Annotated in this window: 19 protein-coding genes; 6 read left to right on the top strand and 13 right to left on the bottom strand. The window is 61.4% G+C overall.

Annotation, left to right across the window (positions count from 1 at the left end; genetic code table 11):
- Nucleotides 1–28: 28 nt before the first annotated feature.
- The 8 genes from DBR00_RS12830 to DBR00_RS12865 form a co-directional block, all read right to left on the bottom strand.
- Nucleotides 29–823, bottom strand: coding sequence for a transglutaminase family protein (locus DBR00_RS12830; RefSeq protein ID WP_108490346.1), 795 nt, complete (start codon nt 821–823; stop codon nt 29–31).
- On the bottom strand, nt 820–1,770 hold the full coding sequence (locus DBR00_RS12835; RefSeq protein ID WP_108490345.1) for an alpha-E domain-containing protein: 951 nt from the start codon (nt 1,768–1,770) through the stop codon (nt 820–822). The genes DBR00_RS12830 and DBR00_RS12835 overlap by 4 nt, the downstream gene beginning before the upstream one ends.
- A gap of 2 nt (nt 1,771–1,772) precedes the next feature.
- The gene (locus DBR00_RS12840) at nt 1,773–3,182 is read right to left on the bottom strand and encodes a circularly permuted type 2 ATP-grasp protein (RefSeq protein ID WP_108490344.1); all 1,410 of its coding nucleotides are present in this window, start codon (nt 3,180–3,182) and stop codon (nt 1,773–1,775) included.
- A 251-nt stretch (nt 3,183–3,433) separates the two neighbouring features.
- Nucleotides 3,434–4,141, bottom strand: coding sequence for a type 1 glutamine amidotransferase (locus tag DBR00_RS12845; RefSeq protein ID WP_108490343.1), 708 nt, complete (start codon nt 4,139–4,141; stop codon nt 3,434–3,436).
- Between the two features lie 176 nt (nt 4,142–4,317).
- On the bottom strand, nt 4,318–4,653 hold the full coding sequence (locus DBR00_RS12850) for a ribonuclease E inhibitor RraB (protein WP_108490342.1): 336 nt from the start codon (nt 4,651–4,653) through the stop codon (nt 4,318–4,320).
- A gap of 314 nt (nt 4,654–4,967) precedes the next feature.
- On the bottom strand, nt 4,968–5,729 hold the full coding sequence (locus tag DBR00_RS12855; protein WP_108490341.1) for an SDR family oxidoreductase: 762 nt from the start codon (nt 5,727–5,729) through the stop codon (nt 4,968–4,970).
- A complete protein-coding gene (locus tag DBR00_RS12860; protein WP_108490340.1) occupies nt 5,729–6,658 on the bottom strand; it encodes an alpha/beta hydrolase in 930 nt (309 codons plus the stop codon). Before DBR00_RS12860 ends, DBR00_RS12855 begins: the two co-directional genes overlap by 1 nt.
- Nucleotides 6,642–8,117 (bottom strand): NAD(P)/FAD-dependent oxidoreductase, encoded by a 1,476-nt coding sequence (locus DBR00_RS12865; protein ID WP_108538069.1) that lies wholly within the window; start codon nt 8,115–8,117, stop codon nt 6,642–6,644. Before DBR00_RS12865 ends, DBR00_RS12860 begins: the two co-directional genes overlap by 17 nt.
- 122 nt (nt 8,118–8,239) lie before the next feature.
- Between DBR00_RS12865 and DBR00_RS12870 the strand changes: the two genes are divergently transcribed.
- The 4 genes from DBR00_RS12870 to DBR00_RS12885 all read left to right on the top strand — a co-directional run bounded on the left by DBR00_RS12870 (nt 8,240) and on the right by DBR00_RS12885 (nt 12,538).
- Nucleotides 8,240–9,259 carry an AraC family transcriptional regulator gene (locus DBR00_RS12870; RefSeq protein ID WP_371920664.1) on the top strand — a complete coding sequence of 340 codons (1,020 nt, stop codon included), beginning with the start codon at nt 8,240–8,242 and terminating at the stop codon, nt 9,257–9,259.
- 1,044 nt (nt 9,260–10,303) lie between these two features.
- Complete coding sequence (locus DBR00_RS21505) at nt 10,304–10,843, top strand: methyl-accepting chemotaxis protein (protein WP_371920665.1); 540 nt, start codon at nt 10,304–10,306, stop codon at nt 10,841–10,843.
- Nucleotides 10,844–11,151: 308 nt separating this feature from the next.
- On the top strand, nt 11,152–12,036 hold the full coding sequence (locus DBR00_RS12880; RefSeq protein WP_108486278.1) for a DNA-3-methyladenine glycosylase: 885 nt from the start codon (nt 11,152–11,154) through the stop codon (nt 12,034–12,036).
- A 4-nt stretch (nt 12,037–12,040) separates the two neighbouring features.
- Nucleotides 12,041–12,538 (top strand): methylated-DNA--[protein]-cysteine S-methyltransferase, encoded by a 498-nt coding sequence (locus DBR00_RS12885; protein ID WP_108486279.1) that lies wholly within the window; start codon nt 12,041–12,043, stop codon nt 12,536–12,538.
- Nucleotide 12,539: 1 nt separating this feature from the next.
- Here the strand turns inward: DBR00_RS12885 and DBR00_RS12890 are convergent, their stop codons facing one another.
- From DBR00_RS12890 to aroC, 5 genes are all read right to left on the bottom strand, one after another.
- Nucleotides 12,540–13,070 (bottom strand): histidine phosphatase family protein, encoded by a 531-nt coding sequence (locus DBR00_RS12890; RefSeq protein ID WP_256583008.1) that lies wholly within the window; start codon nt 13,068–13,070, stop codon nt 12,540–12,542.
- A gap of 26 nt (nt 13,071–13,096) precedes the next feature.
- Nucleotides 13,097–13,288 carry a PLDc N-terminal domain-containing protein gene (locus DBR00_RS12895; protein WP_108486280.1) on the bottom strand — a complete coding sequence of 64 codons (192 nt, stop codon included), beginning with the start codon at nt 13,286–13,288 and terminating at the stop codon, nt 13,097–13,099.
- A 72-nt stretch (nt 13,289–13,360) separates the two neighbouring features.
- The gene (locus tag DBR00_RS12900; protein WP_108486281.1) at nt 13,361–13,909 is read right to left on the bottom strand and encodes an acireductone dioxygenase; all 549 of its coding nucleotides are present in this window, start codon (nt 13,907–13,909) and stop codon (nt 13,361–13,363) included.
- 45 nt (nt 13,910–13,954) lie between these two features.
- Nucleotides 13,955–15,106 carry an MFS transporter gene (locus DBR00_RS12905; RefSeq protein ID WP_108486336.1) on the bottom strand — a complete coding sequence of 384 codons (1,152 nt, stop codon included), beginning with the start codon at nt 15,104–15,106 and terminating at the stop codon, nt 13,955–13,957.
- Nucleotides 15,107–15,194: 88 nt separating this feature from the next.
- Nucleotides 15,195–16,286 (bottom strand): chorismate synthase, encoded by a 1,092-nt coding sequence (aroC, locus tag DBR00_RS12910; protein WP_108486282.1) that lies wholly within the window; start codon nt 16,284–16,286, stop codon nt 15,195–15,197.
- Nucleotides 16,287–16,448: 162 nt separating this feature from the next.
- Here aroC and DBR00_RS12915 point away from each other — a divergent pair, with 162 nt between their 5' ends.
- Complete coding sequence (locus tag DBR00_RS12915; protein WP_108486283.1) at nt 16,449–17,444, top strand: alpha/beta hydrolase; 996 nt, start codon at nt 16,449–16,451, stop codon at nt 17,442–17,444.
- 64 nt (nt 17,445–17,508) lie between these two features.
- Nucleotides 17,509–18,300, top strand: coding sequence for a hypothetical protein (locus DBR00_RS12920; protein WP_108486284.1), 792 nt, complete (start codon nt 17,509–17,511; stop codon nt 18,298–18,300).
- The last annotated feature ends 166 nt before the right edge of the window (nt 18,301–18,466 follow it).

Genomic DNA, 18,466 nt, shown 5'->3' on the forward strand with positions numbered 1-18,466 from the left:
TGCCATTTGTCTACTCACTGCCTTCTTATTACTGCTGGACACAACTCATCGGGGCCACTTCGACACGTGCATACATCTGCTCGGCGCCGCCACCCCGTCGCATACCGCGTACCGGGCAGGCATCTAGATAATCCAGGCCCATGGCTAATTTCAAGTGGCGCTCCGGCTTGGCCAAGCAGTTGGTCACATCAAAGCTGTACCAGGCATCGTCCAGCCAGGCTTCAGTCCAAGCGTGACTGGCCAGGTGGTCTTCGCTGTCGGTAAACAGGTAACCCGAGACATAGCGCGCCGGAATGCCCAAGCTGCGCGTGCAGGCCAGAAAGGCATGCGCGTGATCCTGGCAGACGCCCTTGCCGCCGGCAAAGGCTTCAGCAGCGCTGGTGTCCACCGCCGTGCTGCCTGGTAGATAGCTGATATGTGCATTGAGGGCGTGCATCAGATCAATCAGGCCGGTGCGGTCGTGGCGGTTTTTGCTTTGCAGCTTGGCAAATTCACGCAGGGCTTCGTCGGCTTCTGTGAGGCGGGTGAAGCGCAGAAACGGCAGCGCCGACTGACTTTCGTGTTCGGCCTCACGGGTTTCGTCGATCTCGACCTGACCACGGGCACCGATCACGATGGACTCATGCGGCTCGTCCATGGTCAGCACATGAAGAATATTGCCGTAGGGGTCGATCTGGGCGCGCACCGGGCGTGGCAGGGTCAACTCCCAGCTGAGCACCTGCTGACGCTCGCTGTCGTGCGGAGTCATGCGCAGGTACTGGATGCTGGTGCGCACCTGGTCTTCATAGTGGTAGGTAGTGTCGTGGCTGATGGACAGTCTCATGCGACCTCCAGGTAGGACGTTTGGATGGCTTGGCCTAACTGGCGAACCAGCAGGATGAAATCGGTGAGCCAGGCGTGCAGGCCCTCGTCGAGTACTTCTTCGATGCTGGTGTAGCGCAGCCGCGCTTCCAGTTCGGCGGCAAGGCGCTGGGCCGGGCGGCCGTTGTCGCCGGGCAGGCTGGCGAGCATCAGGCTCAGTTCGTCCATGCAGGCACGTAACGAGCGTGGTACGTCGGCGCGTAGCAACAGCAGTTCGGAGACTTTGCGCGTACCGGGCGAGCCGCGGTAGATCTCGGCAAACGCCTCGAATGATGACAAAGCACGCAGCAGCGCAGTCCATTGGTAGTAGCTGCGTGCCGGGCGGCCGTCGACTTCATCGATGTCTTCGCCGAGCATTTCATAGCGCGCGTCAAGCAGACGCAGGGTGTTGTCAGCGCGCTCGATAAAGGTACCGAGGCGAATAAAGCGATACGGGTCGCCGCGCATGATGGTGCCAAAGGTGGCGCCACGGAACAGGTGCGAGCGCTCCTTGACCCATTCGCAGAAGCGGCTGATGCCATAACGGCTCAAGCCTTGTTCGGCAATACCGCGAATTTCCAGCCAGGTGGCGTTGATGTTTTCCCACATGTCGGCGGTGATCCGCCCACGCACAGCATGGGCGTTGCTGCGCGCGGCCTGCAGGCAGCAGTAGATGCTCGCAGGGTTGGTCGCATCAAGGGCAAAAAAATGCAGCATGCGTTCGGCGTGCAGCGGGCCGTGGCGCTCCAGGTAATCATCCAGGGTGCCGGTAATCAGCAGCGGTAGGGCCAGCTCTTCCAGGCCATCGCCGCGGCCGTCCTGCGGCATCAGCGACAGCGAATAGCTGACTTCAAGCATGCGCGCGAGGTTTTCCGCGCGCTCCAGGTAGCGCGACATCCAGTACAGATCAGAGGCAGTTCTTGAAAGCATGATTAGTCCTCCACCACCCAGGTGTCTTTGGTACCGCCACCCTGAGACGAGTTGACCACCAGCGAACCTTCGCGCAGCGCGACACGGGTAAGGCCGCCGGGGACGATGCGGGTTTCCTTGCCGGACAGGACAAACGGCCGCAAGTCGATATGGCGTGGCGCGATGCCGCGCTCAACAAAGGTCGGGCAGGTTGACAGGCACAGGGTCGGCTGGGCGATGTAGGCCTCGGGCCGGGCAATCAGGCGGGCGCGGAAGTCTTCGATCTCGGCCTTGGTGGCTGCCGGGCCAACCAGCATGCCGTAGCCGCCGGAGCCCTGGGTTTCCTTGACCACCAAGTGCTCCAGGTTGGCCAGCACGTGCGACAACTCAGCAGGTTTGCGGCACTGGAAGGTCGGCACGTTCTTCAGGATTGGCTCTTCACTGAGGTAGAAGCGAATCATGTCGTCGACATAGGGGTAGATCGATTTGTCGTCCGCCACACCGGTGCCGATGGCGTTGGCCAGCACCACGTTGCCGCTGCGGTAGCAGGCCAGCAGACCGGGCACACCGAGCATGGAGTCCGGGTTAAAGGCCAGCGGGTCGAGGAACGCGTCGTCGAGGCGTCGATAAACCACGTCCACCTGCTTGGCCCCAGACGTGGTGCGCATAAACAACTTGTCGTCACGCACAAACAAATCCGCGCCTTCGACCAGCTCCACGCCCATTTCGCGGGCCAGGAAGGCGTGTTCGAAATAGGCGCTGTTGAAGCGCCCCGGCGTCAGCACCACAACGTTGGGGTTATCCAGCGGGCAGGAGGACTTGAGCGTGTCGAGCAACAGATTCGGGTAGTGATCGATCGGCGCCACGCGCTGGGTGGCGAACAGCTCGGGGAACAGACGCATCATCATCTTGCGGTCTTCGAGCATGTAGCTGACGCCGCTGGGCGTGCGCAGGTTGTCCTCCAGCACGTAGTAGCTGCCATCGCCATCGCGCACCAGATCAACCCCAGCGATGTGAGCATAGAGGTCGCGGTGCAGATTGAGGCCCTGCATGGCGATCTGGTAACCCTCGTTGGCCAGCACCTGCTCGGCGGGAATGATGCCGGCTTTGATGATGCGCTGGTCGTGGTAGAGGTCGGCGAGGAACATGTTCAGCGCCTGCACCCGTTGGATGCAGCCACGCTCAACCATGCGCCACTCAGTGGCGGGGATGCTGCGCGGGATGATGTCGAAGGGAATCAGTCGCTCAGTGCCCTGATCATCGCCATACAGGGTGAAGGTGATGCCGGCACGGTGGAACAGCAGATCGGCTTCACGGCGGCGCTGAGCCAGCAGTTCATCCGGGGTATCTGCCAACCAGCGGGCAAAGGCTTGGTAGTGCGGGCGGACAGCGCCACTCGCGTCGTACATCTCGTCATAAAAGGTGCGGACCATGCCGTACTCCTTGTCACCCGGACATGGAGACAGCTTTGCAAAGCTCGCGCCATACAATAAAAATGTTTTAAATCAAAAACTTGAGTATTTAAGGCACAAGTAACGCACCAAGCAGGGGCGCAATGGTGACCACTTGGTCGCAGGGCGCGCCATTTTGAGGCGGCCAATCCGTAGGGTGGATAGCGCTCTTTTTATCCACCCTACGACAACCACCGGTGGATGGGTAAAGCGTCATCAACCCTACCCGACGTTTAGAGTCCGGCCAGTTGCAGCCAGTGGCGATAGATGCCTTCGGCTACGCGGTTCAGCTCGGCGACTTTGGCTGGCAGTTGGTCGAGCATCTGCGCCCTGCTCTGCTGGCTGGGCTGGTTTTCATCCAGCAGGTGATGCCAGTCGCCGAGCCACTGACGCACCAGGGCTTCGTCCATTTCCGGATGCCCTTGCAGGGCCAGGACTTTATCCCCCCAGGCAAACGCCTGGTTACTGCACCAGGGGCTGCTCAGCAAGGGCTGTGCACCCTCGGGGATAGCAAAGCTGTCGCCATGCCACTGGAAGATCGGGAACTGTTCGGGCAAATGCTGTAACCAGGGACTGGGCGCAACCTGATCAAGACGGGTCAGTGTGTGCCAGCCGCTTTCGGTGTAAGGCATGCGGCTGATTTCCGCGCCAAGAGCCTTGGCCAACAACTGGCCACCCAGGCAGTGGCCGATCAGCGGAATATCACGGCGAATAAAATGCTGCAGCGCGGCCACTTCGGTCTGCAGCCAGGGCAACGGATCGTTCACACTCATCGGCCCGCCCATGATGGCCACAGCCTTAGGCCGGTCGAGGTCAATGCCCTCTAGCTCGCCGAGGTCAGCGCGCAGCACTCTATAAAAATGGCCAGCCTGCTCCAGCACCTTGCCCAGGTGAGCCGGCGGACAGTAATCAATGTGGGTAAAAATCAGGATATCGGTCATGCACCAAGTCTGAAGCAAAGTGCAGGCTGGGGTCGAGGGGCGATTGGCTGGGAGCACTTTGACCAAATAGAAATGATACAGGCCAGCTCATGGCTGGCCCGTGTTTGGATTGCAGAACCTGTTTACGCTCTCGCGAGCTAGAGCCATTCATGGCACTGCGTAATAACAGCAGGTTCTCAGGGCTGCCTCACCTCCTGGGTAACGCCCCACCCATCCAGCTTACCGCCAAGCGGCGCCACGACAGACTCCAGGTCATGCTCGAAGTCATCGATGCCGTGGTATGTCGCAAACATCACTTTACTGACTTGCAGGTGCCAGACACCGTCATCACGCTCGGTCACCAGGGCGTGTAAAGACTCACCTCGAAACTTGCGGGTGGCCATGCGGGCCCGCTCCTCATCAGGGAAAAGGGCGTAGAACTCGATGGGGTGGAAGCTGGCAAAGTCGAAGCCACCCTCCTTCATCCGCCGTAAAACCCCGTTACTGACATCATCGTGCAAGGCTGTGCTCATGAAGTGACCTCCTCAGGCGATGGACAAATTTACAGGACGCTAAAGAACCAACTAGGTGTCGATACTGCAGTGCTACGACCTGATAAACGCATTCCCATTGCTACCGCAGAGTTTCGGCGGCGTCGCGGCACCGATTGCAGTGCCGCCCGAGAATCAAGCGATGTGCTGCTTGATATGTCATAAGCCAGACCTGAAACCAGGGCTGGTCAACGCAGGCTTGTTCAGAGCGAACAAGTCAGAAGCGTTACCTGCAGACTAGTCCTATCAACGCGCATTTGCCCAGCAAAAGTTGTTTCAGCCACACATCCAGCCCATCAGTCGCGACTAAGCCAGGCCATGATGCGCCGGGTCAGCCAGGCGGGCGTCAGCTGGCCAGACCAGTACAGCAGCTTGAATTGTCGGCTGATCGGCCGGTGTACAGCACGGCTGCGGCTTTGCGCCCAGGCAGCCTGGGCAACAGCTTTAGCCTGAAGATTGACGCCCAGACGGCGCAACACCGGGGCCTGGAAGCGTTGGTTGTTGAGCATCGGCGTGCTGACAAACGGCGGCATCAGGTCACCAACACGGATGCCGTGCTTGGCCCATTCCAGATCCAGCGCCTCGGTCAGCCCGCGCACGGCGAACTTGGACGCCGAGTAACTGGCCAGATGCGGTACGCCATAGAGCCCGGATGCCGAGCCCATATTGATCACCTGGGCATCGGGCGTGGCTTTCAGATAGGGAAACGCCGCGTGGGTCATGTTCAGCAGGCCCAGCACGTTGATCTGCAGGATGCGCGCATGCTCACTTAGCTCGATGTCCTCGAAGTGCCCGCACTGCAGAACCCCAGCGCTGTTGAACAGCAGGCGCAACTGACCGCCATGCAGGGCGCAGAAGTCCGCCAGGGCGACCCTGACTGCCGCCGGGTCGGCCACATCCAGTTCGGCATGCCAGACGTTACCCAGCTCGCCGGCCAGCTTGGCCAGTGCCTGGTGATTGATATCCAACAGCCCGACCTGCCAGCCGTGTTGATGAAACAGCCTGGCCGTGGCCGCACCGATGCCCGATGCGGCGCCGGTGATCAGAATGTTGTTCATCAACAACCCCGCTCACGCAGAAAACTCACCACTTCGGCCAGGGCAAAATCCGCCGCTTTGAGCATGCCCGCATGGGCCTGGAACACGTGCCACAACTCTGGATAACGTTGCAGGCGTACATCCACACCCGCGGCCCTGGCCTTGTCGGCAAAGCGCAAGCTGTCGTTACGTAGAATCTCGTCTTCACCGACCTGGATCAACACTGGGGCCAGACCCTGCAGGTCAGCAAACTGCGGCGACAGACCCGGGTCGTCGTGGGCCAAACCCGCCGGGCAATAAAGCGCCAGCGCCTGTTCCACCCATTTGCGGTGGATCAGCGGGTCACCGGCGGGCGGCTCGTGCAGCTGCGTGCCGGTAAAGTCGGTGACCGGAGAGAAGCACACCAGCGCTGCCGGCTGCGCCAAGCCCAGGTCACGCAGACGCAGACTGGTGATCAGGCTCAGATTGCCGCCGGCCGAGTCGCCGCCGATCACAATTTGTTCGGGCTTGTAACCCAGCGTGAGCAGTTCCTGAAACGCCGCCAGCGCATCCTCACGAGCCGCTGGGTATTGGTGTTCCGGAGCCAGGCGGTAATCCAGCGCGCACACATCCATCTGCCCGCGCTTGGCCAGGTTGGAGCAGATCGCCCGGTGGGTGTTCGGCCCACCGATCAGATAAGCCCCACCATGCAAGTACAACAGCACCGTGCCCCGGCCGCTCTGCGGCTTGTGCCACTCGCAGGGCCGCCCGCCCAGGGTGCCGGTGCTGCGGGTGATACCGCGCGGCGTCGGGCTGGCCGCCGTCAGCAGGCGCAGCACCGTGCGCTGACCGGCAATCGGCATCGGCGGACGCACCAAACCACGGAACAGCAGGCGCAGGCTGGTACGCAAAACACTGCGCAGCAACGCCTGCTCAGCGGCGGGGGCGGTAAATTCAACGGGTGCATTCATAGTCATCAAGCTCCGGGGCGCGGGTCTGCTGGCGATAGGTAAAGGTATAGCCCGGCCAGTTGTTGGTGCTTTTGCCGGAGGCGGTTTTGTACCAGCTTGAGCAGCCCTGCTCCCATATCGTTCGATGTGAGCTGGCCTGAATCTGCTGGTTGAAGCGCTGCTGCACGCTGGCCTTCACATCCAGATAACGGGCGCCTTGTTGGCGCAGCAAATCGATGCAGCCAAGCACGTAACGGAACTGACTTTCCAACATATAAATGATCGAGTTATGCCCCAGGTTGGTATTCGGCCCATAGAGGATAAACAGGTTGGGAAAACCACTGACGCTGATGCCCTTGTAGGCTTCGGCGCCGTCGCGCCAGGCCTGGTTCAACTCCTGCCCGCCGAGCCCGCGAATCTGCATCGGCGCAAGAAAATCCGTGGCGGCAAAGCCGGTGCCGTAGATCAGCACATCGCACGGGTGCTCGCGGCCATCGGCGGTGATGATGGCACGCTCACTGACGCGGCTGATCGCTTCGCTGATCACCGTCACATTGGGTTGCGCCAGTGCCGGCAGGTAGTCATTACTGATCAGAATGCGTTTGCAACCCATGGGATAATCCGGTTGCAGCTGCGCCCGCAACTGCGGGTCGCGAATATGCTGGTTGAGGTGCCGTTCGAAGCTGAAGCGAAACAGCTTCATCAGCCACGGCATGCTGATAAACGCCAAGCCGCGCACCTCGTGTTGCAGGTACTTGAGGCCACGATCGAGGCGTTGCAGCCAGGGCAGTCGGCGCATCACGGCCAGCTCCCACGGCCGGTAGGCGCGGTCCGGTTTGGCCAGCACATAGGCGGCTGAACGCTGAAACAGCTGCAGCTGCGCCACCTTGGGCTGAATCTGCGGAACAAACTGAATCGCCGAGGCGCCGGTGCCAATTACCGCCACGCGCTTGCCAGAAAGATTCAGATCGTGTCGCCAGCGCGCCGAGTGAAACACCTCACCGACAAACTGCTCGACTCCCGGCAACGCCGGATAGGCAGGCTGATTGAGCTGACCACAGGCGCTGATCAGCACCTCGGCGCAGAGTTCTTCGCCATTGCTCAGGGTCACCCGCCACAGCGCTGCGACCGCATCGAAAGCGGCAGACGCCACCTCGGCATTGCAGCGAATACGCGAACGCAACTGATACTTGGCCACGCAATACAGCATGTAGCCGTGGATTTCCGTCTGGGGCGCGAACTTGCGGCTCCAGTCGGTTTTCGGCTCGAAGGAAAACGAATAGAGGTGCGACGGCACATCGCAGGCCGCTCCCGGGTAGCTGTTATCGCGCCAGGTGCCGCCGATTTCTGCGGCCTTCTCAAGGATCAGAAAATCCTCGACCCCGGCCTTCTGTAACCGAATCGCCATGCCCAGACCGCCAAAGCCGCTGCCGATAATCAGCACGCGCAAGGGCGTCTGGTTCTGGGAAGTGTTGTGCATTGTTATATCCCCAACCGCAAACAGTGCGGATAACCGGATGCTACTTGTCTGGGCCAGACCCGGTTATGGCATAGTCGGCCAATCGATTGTGACTTTCGGACAAATCAGCGGATAACTGCATGTTGGCCATTCCCTACAGCCTGCCACGACGCAGCATCACCAGTGTGCAACTGCTGACCCAGCTGGGTCTCGACCATGGTTTGAGTGTTGAGCACTGCCTGCGCGACACCGGCCTCAGCCCCCTGCAACTGGCCGAGCTGCACAGTGAAATCGAAGGGGCGCAGGAGCTGCAGCTGATCCGCAACCTGATTGAGGCTCTGCCTGATCAGGATGACCTCGGCCTGCAAGCCGGCCTGCGTTATCAACTGACCACCTATGGCATCTGGGGTTACGCCCTGCTCAGCAGCCAGAGCTTCCGCCAGGCCGCCGACCTTGGCCTGCGCTACCTCGACCTGACCTTCGCCTTCAACCGCATCACCTTGCGCGAAGACGCCAGCCAGGCGCACCTGGCGCTCGATGGCAGCCACTTGCCGGACCAGGTGCGCGATTTTCTCCTGCTGCGCGACGCCGTCGCGGTGATGGTGATTCAGCGCGAGCTAACCGGCGCCAAGATGCCCCTGAGCCAGGTGCAATTAAGCATGCCGGCGCCTATCGATCCGACGCGTTTTATCGAGCAGTTCGGGCTGCTGCCAACGTTTGCCTGCGCAGAGAACCGCATCAGCTTTTCCCGCCACCTGCTCGACCTGCCCCTGCCCCGCGCCAACCCACACAGTGCTCAACTCTGCGAACAGCAATGCCAGGCCCTGCTGGCCAAACGTCAGGTACGCAGTGGCCTGGCCGGGCAGATTCGTGATCGTCTGTTGAGTACACCGGGACGGCTGGCAGACATGGAAGTCATTGCCAGCGAACTGAACATCAGTAGCCGCACCCTACGTCGCCGTCTGGAAGAGCAAGGCAGCAGCTTTCGCCAGTTGCAGGAAGAAGTGCGCCAGGCTCTGGCCGAAGAACTGCTGGCCATCGCCAGCCTAAGCCAGGAGGAGATTGCCGAGCGCCTGGGCTACAGCGAGGTGTCGAATTTCCTGCATGCGTTCAAGCGCTGGAAAGGCCTCACGCCTGGACAATACCGCCAGACACTGGGCTGAATAACGCGACTGACAAGTCGTCGGGCGGCGGGCCGGATAACTGACACGTTGCCATTTCATCCGCCAAATTGGCAGTTTCCACCCTCAAGCTGGCGACCATTTGCGCCGATACTGCTGAACAATCTACTGACTGGAGTTTTCATGCGACAGGGTTTCCTTGGGCAGTTCCTGCCACATGATTTGACCGACCAGGCCAGCATCCTGTTGGCCCGCACTCTGGCCTTCAGCGCGCTGTGCAGCGTGGTGATCGGCCTGTACAGCTGCATCAAGTGGGGGCGCCTGGGCAACGATGCGCTGATGTATGGCTCGTTGCTGTTGGTCTTGGGCATGCCGCTGATGCTGCTGGTACTGCGCAGCAGTGTGCTGCCGCTAGCGGTCGCCGCGAACATGGCACTGGCGTGCATGGCCAGCTACTCGATGCTGCTGATCTACCAGCTGGGTGGTCTGCACTCGGCACATATCTACTGGCCGGCCGTGATCATCGTCTTCGCCTACCTGCTGGCCGGTGCGCGCAGCGCCATGGTCTGGAGCCTGGTACAGGTGCTGTTCGTGTTCTGGCTGATCCGCCTGGAACGCAGCGGTGCCAGCCTGCCGGTATTTGAACTGAGCCCGCGCGATGCTGCCGTGAACACCTACTCGGGTTACATCCTGCCGGTGCTGACGGTGTGGCTGGCACAGTGGTACAGCGCGCAACTGCGTAACCAGGCCTTGGCTGATGCCGAACAGGCCCTGAGCGAATCGCGCGAGTTCGGTCAACGCGCCGCACGCAATCAGGATCAGCTCGGCGGCATCGTCGATGACGTGCGCAGCACCGCCAGCGACCTGCTGCAGATGGCCAGCCAGCTGCAACAAACCCTCGGTGGTATTCGCCAGCGTTGCCAGAGCATCGACACCAATGTGCAGCAACAGGCCGATGCCATGCAGCAACTGGACCTGGCCCTGCATGAAGTACTGGACAGCCTCGCTGACAGCACCGGCCATATGCAGCAGCTCAGCCAGGACACCCAGCACAGCAGCAGCCAGGTCAATGCCTGCGCACAGCGTATGGAGGATGCCCAGGCCAGCATGCAGGCCATCCAGCAGAGCAACCAGCGCATCGCCGAATCCATGCAGATGATCAGCGCCATCGCCCAGCAGACCAACTTGTTGGCGCTTAACGCCGCCATCGAAGCGGCCCGCGCCGGAGAGCATGGTCGCGGTTTTGCGGTGGTCGCCGATGAAGTACGCAACCTCTCGCAGCGCAGCAACGAAACCGCCGACACCGTGCAGAGCGTACTCGGCCAATCGCAGCAAATCATCGACACCGGAGCCACGCAGGTCAGTGATGTCAGCCACGCATTGAGCAACAACGCCGGACTGACCGACAACCTGTCGCAGTCAATCCTGCAGCACAGTCAGGCGCTCACCCAGGCGCACCAGCAACTGCTGCACGTGCGTGACAACAGTGCCGCACAACGCGATGCCAGTCAGCGCCAGCGCGCCGCCAGTGCCGAACTGCTGGATGCCCAAGAGTCGCTGGTGCAACTTGGCCAACAGCTGGAGCAGTTATCGCATCAGCTGCATCAGCGGGTGGCCAGCGCTTAGCGCCTCCAACGACCTGCTGCGCGTCGGCCCTGCGGCGTTAAAAACAGGCTCGGCTAGCCGCTTGCGGCTAACGCGCTTCAGCGCGACCCGAAGGGCGAGTGAAACGAGTAATGCCCATGTACAACAGTACGCTCCGCTTCCTCGCCTGTTTTGACCAGCCGGAGGCTGTTACTAACGTAGCGCCTGGCCGGACTCCAGCTCGCGAGGTCGTAAACAGTTGTTAAAACGAGCACATCCCGCCCTACCGGCTCCAGTTTGAAAGTCAGTTCTGCGCTGACAGCCAGCCGAACGGCGGTTATTGTTCGGCCATGAGCCCATCACCCCACACCCTGTTACTGAGCTACCAGCCGCCCTGGCAGTGGCAACAATTCCACGCGCACTTTGCCCTGCGTGCCCTAGCGGGGGTGGAAAGCCTGCAACCGCACAGTTACGCGCGCAGCGTGCACCTCGATGGCCAACATGGCTGGTTCCGCGTGCAGTCGCTGACTGATCAGCACGCGCTGCAACTGCAGTACAGCGAATCGCTGCAGCCCTGCCTGGCGACGCTCACTGCGCGGGTCCGTACGATGTTTGATCTGGACTGCCAGCCGCAGCAGATCAGCGCGCACTTTGCCAACGATGCGCAGCTCGGGCCTCTGGTTTCACGCAATCCTGGTTTGCGTTTACCCACCGCTTTCGAGCCATTTGAACAAGCCGTGCGCGCCATTATTGGCCAGCAGGTCACGGTCAAGGCAGCGGTGACCATCACTGGCCGCCTGGTTTCCCGACTGGGCGAATCGCTGCAATTTGCCGATGCGCCCGATATTCAAAGGCTGTTCCCCAGCCCTAACGCAATCGCCGAAGCCAATCTGGAGGGCATCGGCATGCCCGGCAAACGCGTGCAGACCTTGCAGCATTTCGCTACGCAGGTAGCCAGCGGTGCTCTGCGTCTGGATTTGCAGGACGGCTATACGGCATTTATCGAACGACTCTGCGCCCTGCCCGGCATCGGCCCGTGGACGGCGGAATACATTGCGCTGCGTGCCTTTGGCGAGGTTGATGCCTTTCCTGCCAGTGACCTGGGCTTGCTCAAGGCCCCGGTGTGGGGGCCAGACGGCATCGACGCCAAACAGCTCAAGGTCCGTGCCGAAGCCTGGCGACCATGGCGCGCTTACGCCGCCGCGCACCTGTGGCACAACTACTCGGAAGGTTAAAGCGATGTTCTACCGCTACCACGACAGCCCGATTGGACGCCTGCTATTGGCCGCTGACGAAACGGGCCTGCAAAAACTGCTGATGGATGTCGCTGACAAGCCCTGGCACATCGGCGAAAAATGGCGCAGCGCGGTCGATGAGCTGGATGAGGTGTGCCGGCAACTGGATGAGTATTTCGCCGGGCGGCGGCAACGCTTCGAGCTGCTGCTGGCGCCGCAAGGTACGGCGTTTCAGCAAGCGGTGTGGCAGGCTTTGCAGGCCATTCCGTTTGGCCATACCAGCTGCTACAGCGACCTCGCCGCCGAGATCGCACGGCCCAAGGCCGTGCGTGCGGTCGGCGCAGCCAATGGTGCCAACCCGATTGCCATCATCATTCCCTGTCACCGGGTGATTGGCCGTGACGGCAGCCTTACCGGTTATGCCGGCGGTCTGTCACGCAAGGCGCTGCTGCTCAAATTGGAGGGCGCGCAGCTGCCGGAACAGCACTTGCTGAGCATTTAGCCTAGGGCTGAACTCGCGCCAGCACGCGCGCCGGAGCCTCTAGCGGCAATGCCAGAATCAGACCCTCGCCAGACGCCGGGTAGAGGCCGGTCAGCGCGGTGATAGTGACCTGATGGGAGACCAGCACCAACGACGCACCACGCGGTTGTGCATTGATCTGCTCGATCAGCGCGGCAGTTTGCTCACGGGCGGTGTTGGGCGTTTGAAAGAATGAATCCAGCGCAGGCAGCGCTTCGACTGCGCCCAAGCCCATTTCGCGGGCCGTATCCTGAGCGCGACACCAGCGGCTGCTCAGCAGACGCGCTTCAATCCACTGGCTACGCAACAACTGTCCCCAGCGCTGCGCCTGCTCACGGCCAACTTGATTGAGGTTGCGCTGGGTGCGGCAATCATTCAGCTGGAGATTCGCCGGATCACCTGTACCGGGCGCTGTGGCATGGCGCAACAGCAGCACGGCGCGACCGTCACGCAGCGCGGTCCAGGCGTGTTGATCACTGGCTTGAAGCGCGCCGCTCAGCAAGCAAAGCGCCACTAACCACGCGCCTGCCCGCCGCCTGGCTAGAACTTGACCGTGCCACGCGGCCCCAGCAATGCCCAGATGATCAGACCAATCACCGGCAACAGAGCAATCAGCAAGACCCACAGCACCTTGATACCAATCTCGGCATTACTTTTTATAACGCTGAGGATCGCCCAGACATCCAGTGCCAGAATCACCAGACCCAGTAGTCCGCTGAACATTGAGCCCATATGCTGTCTCTCCTTGGTTGGGGTGCCTAGGTAGGATAGCCGCTGCGCTGAACAGTTCAGTCGCGCCCCCTATCAGCAGTCATCCAACCCCGCGAATGTGGCGGCGAAATCACCCGCTACAGGCACAAAATCGGGGACCTTGGGGCTGTCAAACAAGCGCAAAACGGCAAAGCGCGGATGTTCACCGCCGTCAAACCAATGCGCAGTGGCGGCGGGTAACTGCACCAGGTCGCCCTTCTCGCACAGCAGGCTGTATACGTACTCGTCGATATGCAGCGCCAGCAGGCCACGTCCAGCCAGGTAGTAATGCAGATGAGCCGGCTGACAGCGTTGCTCCGCGCGCAGGCTACGAGCCAGTTCACTGCCCTCCCCGCGCTCATCACACTGGCTCAGCACCTCGGCGCTGGCATAAGCATGCTGGGTCAGCAACTGGTCGATCTGCACCTGGCTGGCTGCCAGCAGCTCATCACTGGCTGTACCGGCCGTGACCGCCTGCTGAACAGGCAACTGACTGAACTGCACACCAACGGCAGCCAGAGTGCTGGCGATGTCTTCGACGTGAGTCAGCAGCTTGTTCGGGTACTCGGGCGAAGACTGCGGGTAGACGGTCAGGCTGCTCATGCTCAGGGCTCTCGTACAGTCGGTTTCAATTCAATAGATAGCAGCTCAGGGCCGCTCATCACGCATATAGCGTGCGGTAATCACCGCCGCCGCCAGGGCAATCAGGCTGGCGATGGCAAAGGTCCAGGCCGCGCCGAGGCTGTGCCAGCTATAACCGGAATACAACGCCCCCAATGCCCCACCGACGCCCGCCAACGCAGCATACAAGGCCTGGCCCTGGCCCTGCTGGCGATCAGCAAAGCTGCGCTGGACAAAATGCATGGCCGCCGCGTGGAAACTGCCAAAGGTTGCGGCATGCATCAACTGGGCAAACAGCAGCACCGGCAGATGCCCAGCCAGATTGCCCAGCAATAACCAGCGCACAGCGGTAATCAGAAAGCTTGCCAGCAGCACGGTACGCAGGGAATAGCGCGCCAGTAACCGGGCCATAAACATAAACAGCACGATTTCAGCCAGCACACCCAGCGCCCACAGCTGGCCGATCACCCCGCGCGAATAGCCGAGTGTTTCCAGGTGCACGCTGAGAAAGGTGTAGTACGGGCCGTTGCTCAACTGCATCAGGCCGGCGCTTAAGTAGAAGGCGAGAATCCCCGGCCGCCGAAGCTGCTGGAGAAAGCCGCCTTGATCCTGGGTATTGGGGCGCATCTGCGGCTGCGCATTGGGCACCCACCAACTGCTCAGGACGATGCCGCTCATGATCAGGATCAGCGCCCAGGGGTAGGCATCCAGGCTGAGCCGCTCGAACAGCTTGCCCAAACCGACCACCGCGACAATAAACCCAATACTGCCCCACAGACGGATCTGGCTATAGCGCGCCGCCTGCTCCTTGAGATGGGCAAAGGTGATCACTTCAAACTGCGGCAGCACCGCATGCCAGAAGAACGCATGCAGCGCCATGATCAGCGCCAGCCAGGCGTAGCTCTGGCTGACAAAGATGCCGGCGAAACACAGCAACGTACAGAGCGCACCAAAGCGCACAATGCCCAGCCGCCGGCCCGTGTGGTCACCCAGCCAACCCCAGATATTTGGCGCGATGCAGCGCATCAGCATGGGAATGGCGATCAGCTCGCCAATCCGCGCAGCAGAAAACCCCAGGTGATCGAAATACAGCGCGAGAAACGGCGCGGTGGCGCCAAGCAGCGAGAAATAGAAGAAGTAGAAACCGGACAAACGCCAGTAAGGCAATGCGCCGCTCATGGTTTGGCCGTAGCCTGGGTTGAGCAGAGCGACACCCAGGCCGCGCATTGTTGGGCTTCGCTGCGCGCAACCCAACCTACGCAGGCTGTCACAGCTGTGGCAACACCGGCGTGCTGACCCGCACCTCGGCATTCTGCGCACGGTGGCGCAGCAGATGGTCCATCAGCACGATGGCCATCATCGCCTCGGCGATTGGTGTAGCACGAATGCCCACGCACGGGTCATGACGGCCCTTGGTGATGATGTCCACCGGGTTGCCGTGGATATCGATCGAGCGCCCCGGCGTGGTGATGCTCGACGTCGGTTTGAGGGCCAGGTGGGCCACAATCGGCTGACCACTGGAGAGCCCACCGAGAATGCCGCCAGCATTGTTGGAGAGGAAACCTTCAGGGGTCATCTCGTCACGGTGCTCGGTGCCGCGCTGCGCCACGCTGGCGAAACCCGCACCGATTTCCACGCCCTTGACTGCGTTGATGCTCATCAGCGCATGGGCCAGTTCGGCGTCCAGGCGGTCGAAAATCGGCTCGCCCAGGCCGGGCATCACGCCCTCGGCAACCACGGTGATCTTCGCGCCAACTGAATCCTGATCACGGCGCAGCTGGTCCATATAGGCTTCCAACTCCGGCACCTTGTCCGGATCGGGGCTGAAGAAGGCGTTCTGTTCGACGCTGTCCCAGGTCTTGAACGGGATTTCAATCGGCCCCAGCTGGCTCATGTAGCCGCGAATCACGATGCCCTGAGTGGCCAGGTATTTCTTGGCGATGGCACCCGCGGCCACACGCATGGCGGTTTCCCGCGCCGAGCTGCGGCCACCACCGCGGTAGTCACGCACGCCGTACTTGTGGTGATAGGTGTAATCGGCGTGCGCCGGGCGGAAGGAATCCTTGATCGCCGAGTAGTCTTTGGACTTCTGGTCAGTGTTGCGGATCAGCAGGCCAATCGAGCAACCGGTGGTTTTGCCCTCGAACACCCCGGCAAGGATTTCCACCTCATCGTCTTCCTGGCGCTGCGTGGTATGCCGGCTAGTGCCGGGTTTGCGTCGGTCGAGGTCACGCTGCAGGTCTTCCAGGCTGATTTCCAGCCCCGGCGGGCAGCCATCGACAATGGCGACCAATGCCGGGCCATGGCTCTCGCCAGCGGTGGTGACAGTGAACAGCTTGCCGTAGGTATTGCCGGACATGTGCAAAACGCTCCGCGAAAATCAGCTCCGAGGCTACGCCAGCCGGCGCAATACCCCACTTGAGTAAAGGCGGCGAGTATACCCGTGGCGTTCGCCCAGATCATCCTCGAACCTTCAGGGGGGATAAACGTCCAATAGGCTCATCCCTGGCAGTTCCTTTCCATGACCCGAGTTCTTCTATTGCCACTTCTTTTCTGTAGCGCCCTGCTGCAAGCCGCCCCCGACGTCGCACAGAGCAGCACCGCGCACAGCAGCGTGCAGCACCCCATGCGCCTGCAGACAAGCCAGGGCACGCTGCAGGGCACGCTGCTCAAGCCCAGCAGCACCACGTCAGTGGCTGTGGCGCTGCTGATTGCCGGCTCCGGCCCTACCGACCGTAACGGCAACAACCCTGAAGGCGGGCATAACGACAACCTCAAACGCCTGGCGCAAAGTCTGGCCAAACAGGGCATCGCCAGCCTGCGCTATGACAAACGCGGTGTAGCCGCGAGCCGCGCCGCCACCCCGGATGAACGCGACCTCAGTGTTGAGGGGTATGTCAGCGATGCCGTGGGCTGGGCACAGCTGCTCAGGGCTGATCCGGCGTTTGACCGACTGATTCTCATCGGCCACAGCGAAGGTGCGCTGATTGCCAGCTTGGCGGCCGAACAGGCCCAGGCCGATGCCCTGGTGGCGATTGCCGGCAGCTCCCGACCGATCGACCAACTGCTGCGTGAACAACTGGCCGCCCGCCTGCCGCCGGATCAGCTGGCACAGAGCAATCACCTGCTCGACCGCCTGCTGGGCGGGCAGCTCATGCCGCAGGTGCCCAAGTCCTTGCAAGTGCTGTTTCGCCCAAGCGTGCAGCCCTACCTGATCACCCTGCTGCAGCAAGACCCCGGCCAGGCCTTTGCCCGTTTGCAGATTCCGGCGCTGATCGTCCAAGGCAGCCACGATATTCAGGTCAGTCTCGCCGATGCCCACGCCTTGCAGGCGGCCAAGCCGGATGCCGAGTTGCTGATCATCCCCGGCATGAACCATATGCTGCGCATCAGCGCGCTGGATTTACCGGCGCAACTGGCCAGTTACAACAATCCTCGGCTACCGTTGGCACAGGGACTGGGCGAGCAGATCGCCCAGTTCATCCAGCGCAGCGGCAAAAAGCCAGCCTCCAGTTAGCCTCGCGGCAGCCGATAAGCGCATCAGGCGACACCTGAAGATGTCGCGCACAGGATCGCCATGTATGACTGACAATCCAGAGCCACACACCGATACCGACGCCGCCGTCCCGGAGGTCGTCGAGCAGGCCCATCCGTGGGCGGAGCTGCCGCCTGAGCACTTTCGCCTGCTGCGCCTGGCCGCCCTGCCCACCGACCGCCATACCGGCGCGCGGCCCTTGCGCTTTATCCAGTTAGGCCGCGTCGAACGCCTGGGCAAGCAGCAAAGCCTACTGCGTCTGACCTTGCAGCTCCCCGGTCAGCGCGTACGCCAGGAACAGAACATGCTTGAAGTCTGGGCCGATCACGAGCAGCGCGTGGTGCGCTTCGGTCCGGAAAAAGGCCTGTATGTGGAGCCAGAAAACCGTGGCCTGGGACGTTTCCTGCTGGCCCAGGGGATTGCCTGGGCGCGTCAGCACTTCGCCCACTACCAGGTGCAACACAGCACCCTGCCGAGCAAGGATGCCTTTACCGAGGAAGCCCGCGCCCGGCGCGACCACTGTCTGCAGGCCCAGGGCTTTGTCGTCGAGTACCTCGACCCGCTGAAAATCAAAGCGCAATGCGGCGCGCCACGGGTCAGCTCGCTGCATGGCGACTGGCATACGGAAAAAGTGCAGGTCGTCGAATTGCTGGACGCCGCCAGCATGCTGCAACAGGCCGACCAGAGCCTGCGCGAGCAGGACGTGAAAGTGCGCAAACTGGAAGAACGCATCGGGGTATTCAAGCGTGAAGACAACGGCCTGCGCTTTACCATCACCTGCCTGGTGGCATTCTGTGTGTTTCAGGCGGGGTTGCTGATATGGATTGCCACGCGCTAGCAGCTCCGTTGAAAACTACCTGCATTGCCGATACAGCGTTAAAAGCAGGCTCAGCTAGCCGCTTGCGGCTAACGCGCTTTAGCGCGACCCGAAGGGCGAGTGAAACGAGTAATGCTCATTTACAGCTCGTAAACTCCGCTTCTTCGCCGCGTTGACCAGCCAGAGG

It is taken from the genome of Pseudomonas sp. HMWF032 (assembly GCF_003060885.1).
Classification (GTDB): domain Bacteria; phylum Pseudomonadota; class Gammaproteobacteria; order Pseudomonadales; family Pseudomonadaceae; genus Aquipseudomonas.

Bases quoted from the DNA above. Each gene is read 5' to 3' on its own strand.
- DBR00_RS12850 (WP_108490342.1), bottom strand. From the start codon at position 4,653: ATGAGCACAGCCTTGCACGATGATGTCAGTAACGGGGTTTTACGGCGG.
- DBR00_RS21505 (WP_371920665.1), top strand. From the start codon at position 10,304: ATGGAGGATGCCCAGGCCAGCATGCAGGCCATCCAGCAGAGCAACCAG.
- DBR00_RS12915 (WP_108486283.1), top strand. From the start codon at position 16,449: ATGACCCGAGTTCTTCTATTGCCACTTCTTTTCTGTAGCGCCCTGCTG.
- DBR00_RS12885 (WP_108486279.1), top strand. From the start codon at position 12,041: ATGTTCTACCGCTACCACGACAGCCCGATTGGACGCCTGCTATTGGCC.
- DBR00_RS12900 (WP_108486281.1), bottom strand. From the start codon at position 13,909: ATGAGCAGCCTGACCGTCTACCCGCAGTCTTCGCCCGAGTACCCGAAC.
- DBR00_RS12895 (WP_108486280.1), bottom strand. From the start codon at position 13,288: ATGGGCTCAATGTTCAGCGGACTACTGGGTCTGGTGATTCTGGCACTG.
- DBR00_RS12920 (WP_108486284.1), top strand. From the start codon at position 17,509: ATGACTGACAATCCAGAGCCACACACCGATACCGACGCCGCCGTCCCG.
- DBR00_RS12845 (WP_108490343.1), bottom strand. From the start codon at position 4,141: ATGACCGATATCCTGATTTTTACCCACATTGATTACTGTCCGCCGGCT.
- DBR00_RS12880 (WP_108486278.1), top strand. From the start codon at position 11,152: ATGAGCCCATCACCCCACACCCTGTTACTGAGCTACCAGCCGCCCTGG.
- DBR00_RS12855 (WP_108490341.1), bottom strand. From the start codon at position 5,729: ATGAACAACATTCTGATCACCGGCGCCGCATCGGGCATCGGTGCGGCC.
- DBR00_RS12830 (WP_108490346.1), bottom strand. From the start codon at position 823: ATGAGACTGTCCATCAGCCACGACACTACCTACCACTATGAAGACCAG.
- DBR00_RS12860 (WP_108490340.1), bottom strand. From the start codon at position 6,658: ATGAATGCACCCGTTGAATTTACCGCCCCCGCCGCTGAGCAGGCGTTG.
- DBR00_RS12905 (WP_108486336.1), bottom strand. From the start codon at position 15,106: ATGAGCGGCGCATTGCCTTACTGGCGTTTGTCCGGTTTCTACTTCTTC.
- DBR00_RS12840 (WP_108490344.1), bottom strand. From the start codon at position 3,182: ATGGTCCGCACCTTTTATGACGAGATGTACGACGCGAGTGGCGCTGTC.
- DBR00_RS12835 (WP_108490345.1), bottom strand. From the start codon at position 1,770: ATGCTTTCAAGAACTGCCTCTGATCTGTACTGGATGTCGCGCTACCTG.
- DBR00_RS12865 (WP_108538069.1), bottom strand. From the start codon at position 8,117: ATGCACAACACTTCCCAGAACCAGACGCCCTTGCGCGTGCTGATTATC.
- aroC (WP_108486282.1), bottom strand. From the start codon at position 16,286: ATGTCCGGCAATACCTACGGCAAGCTGTTCACTGTCACCACCGCTGGC.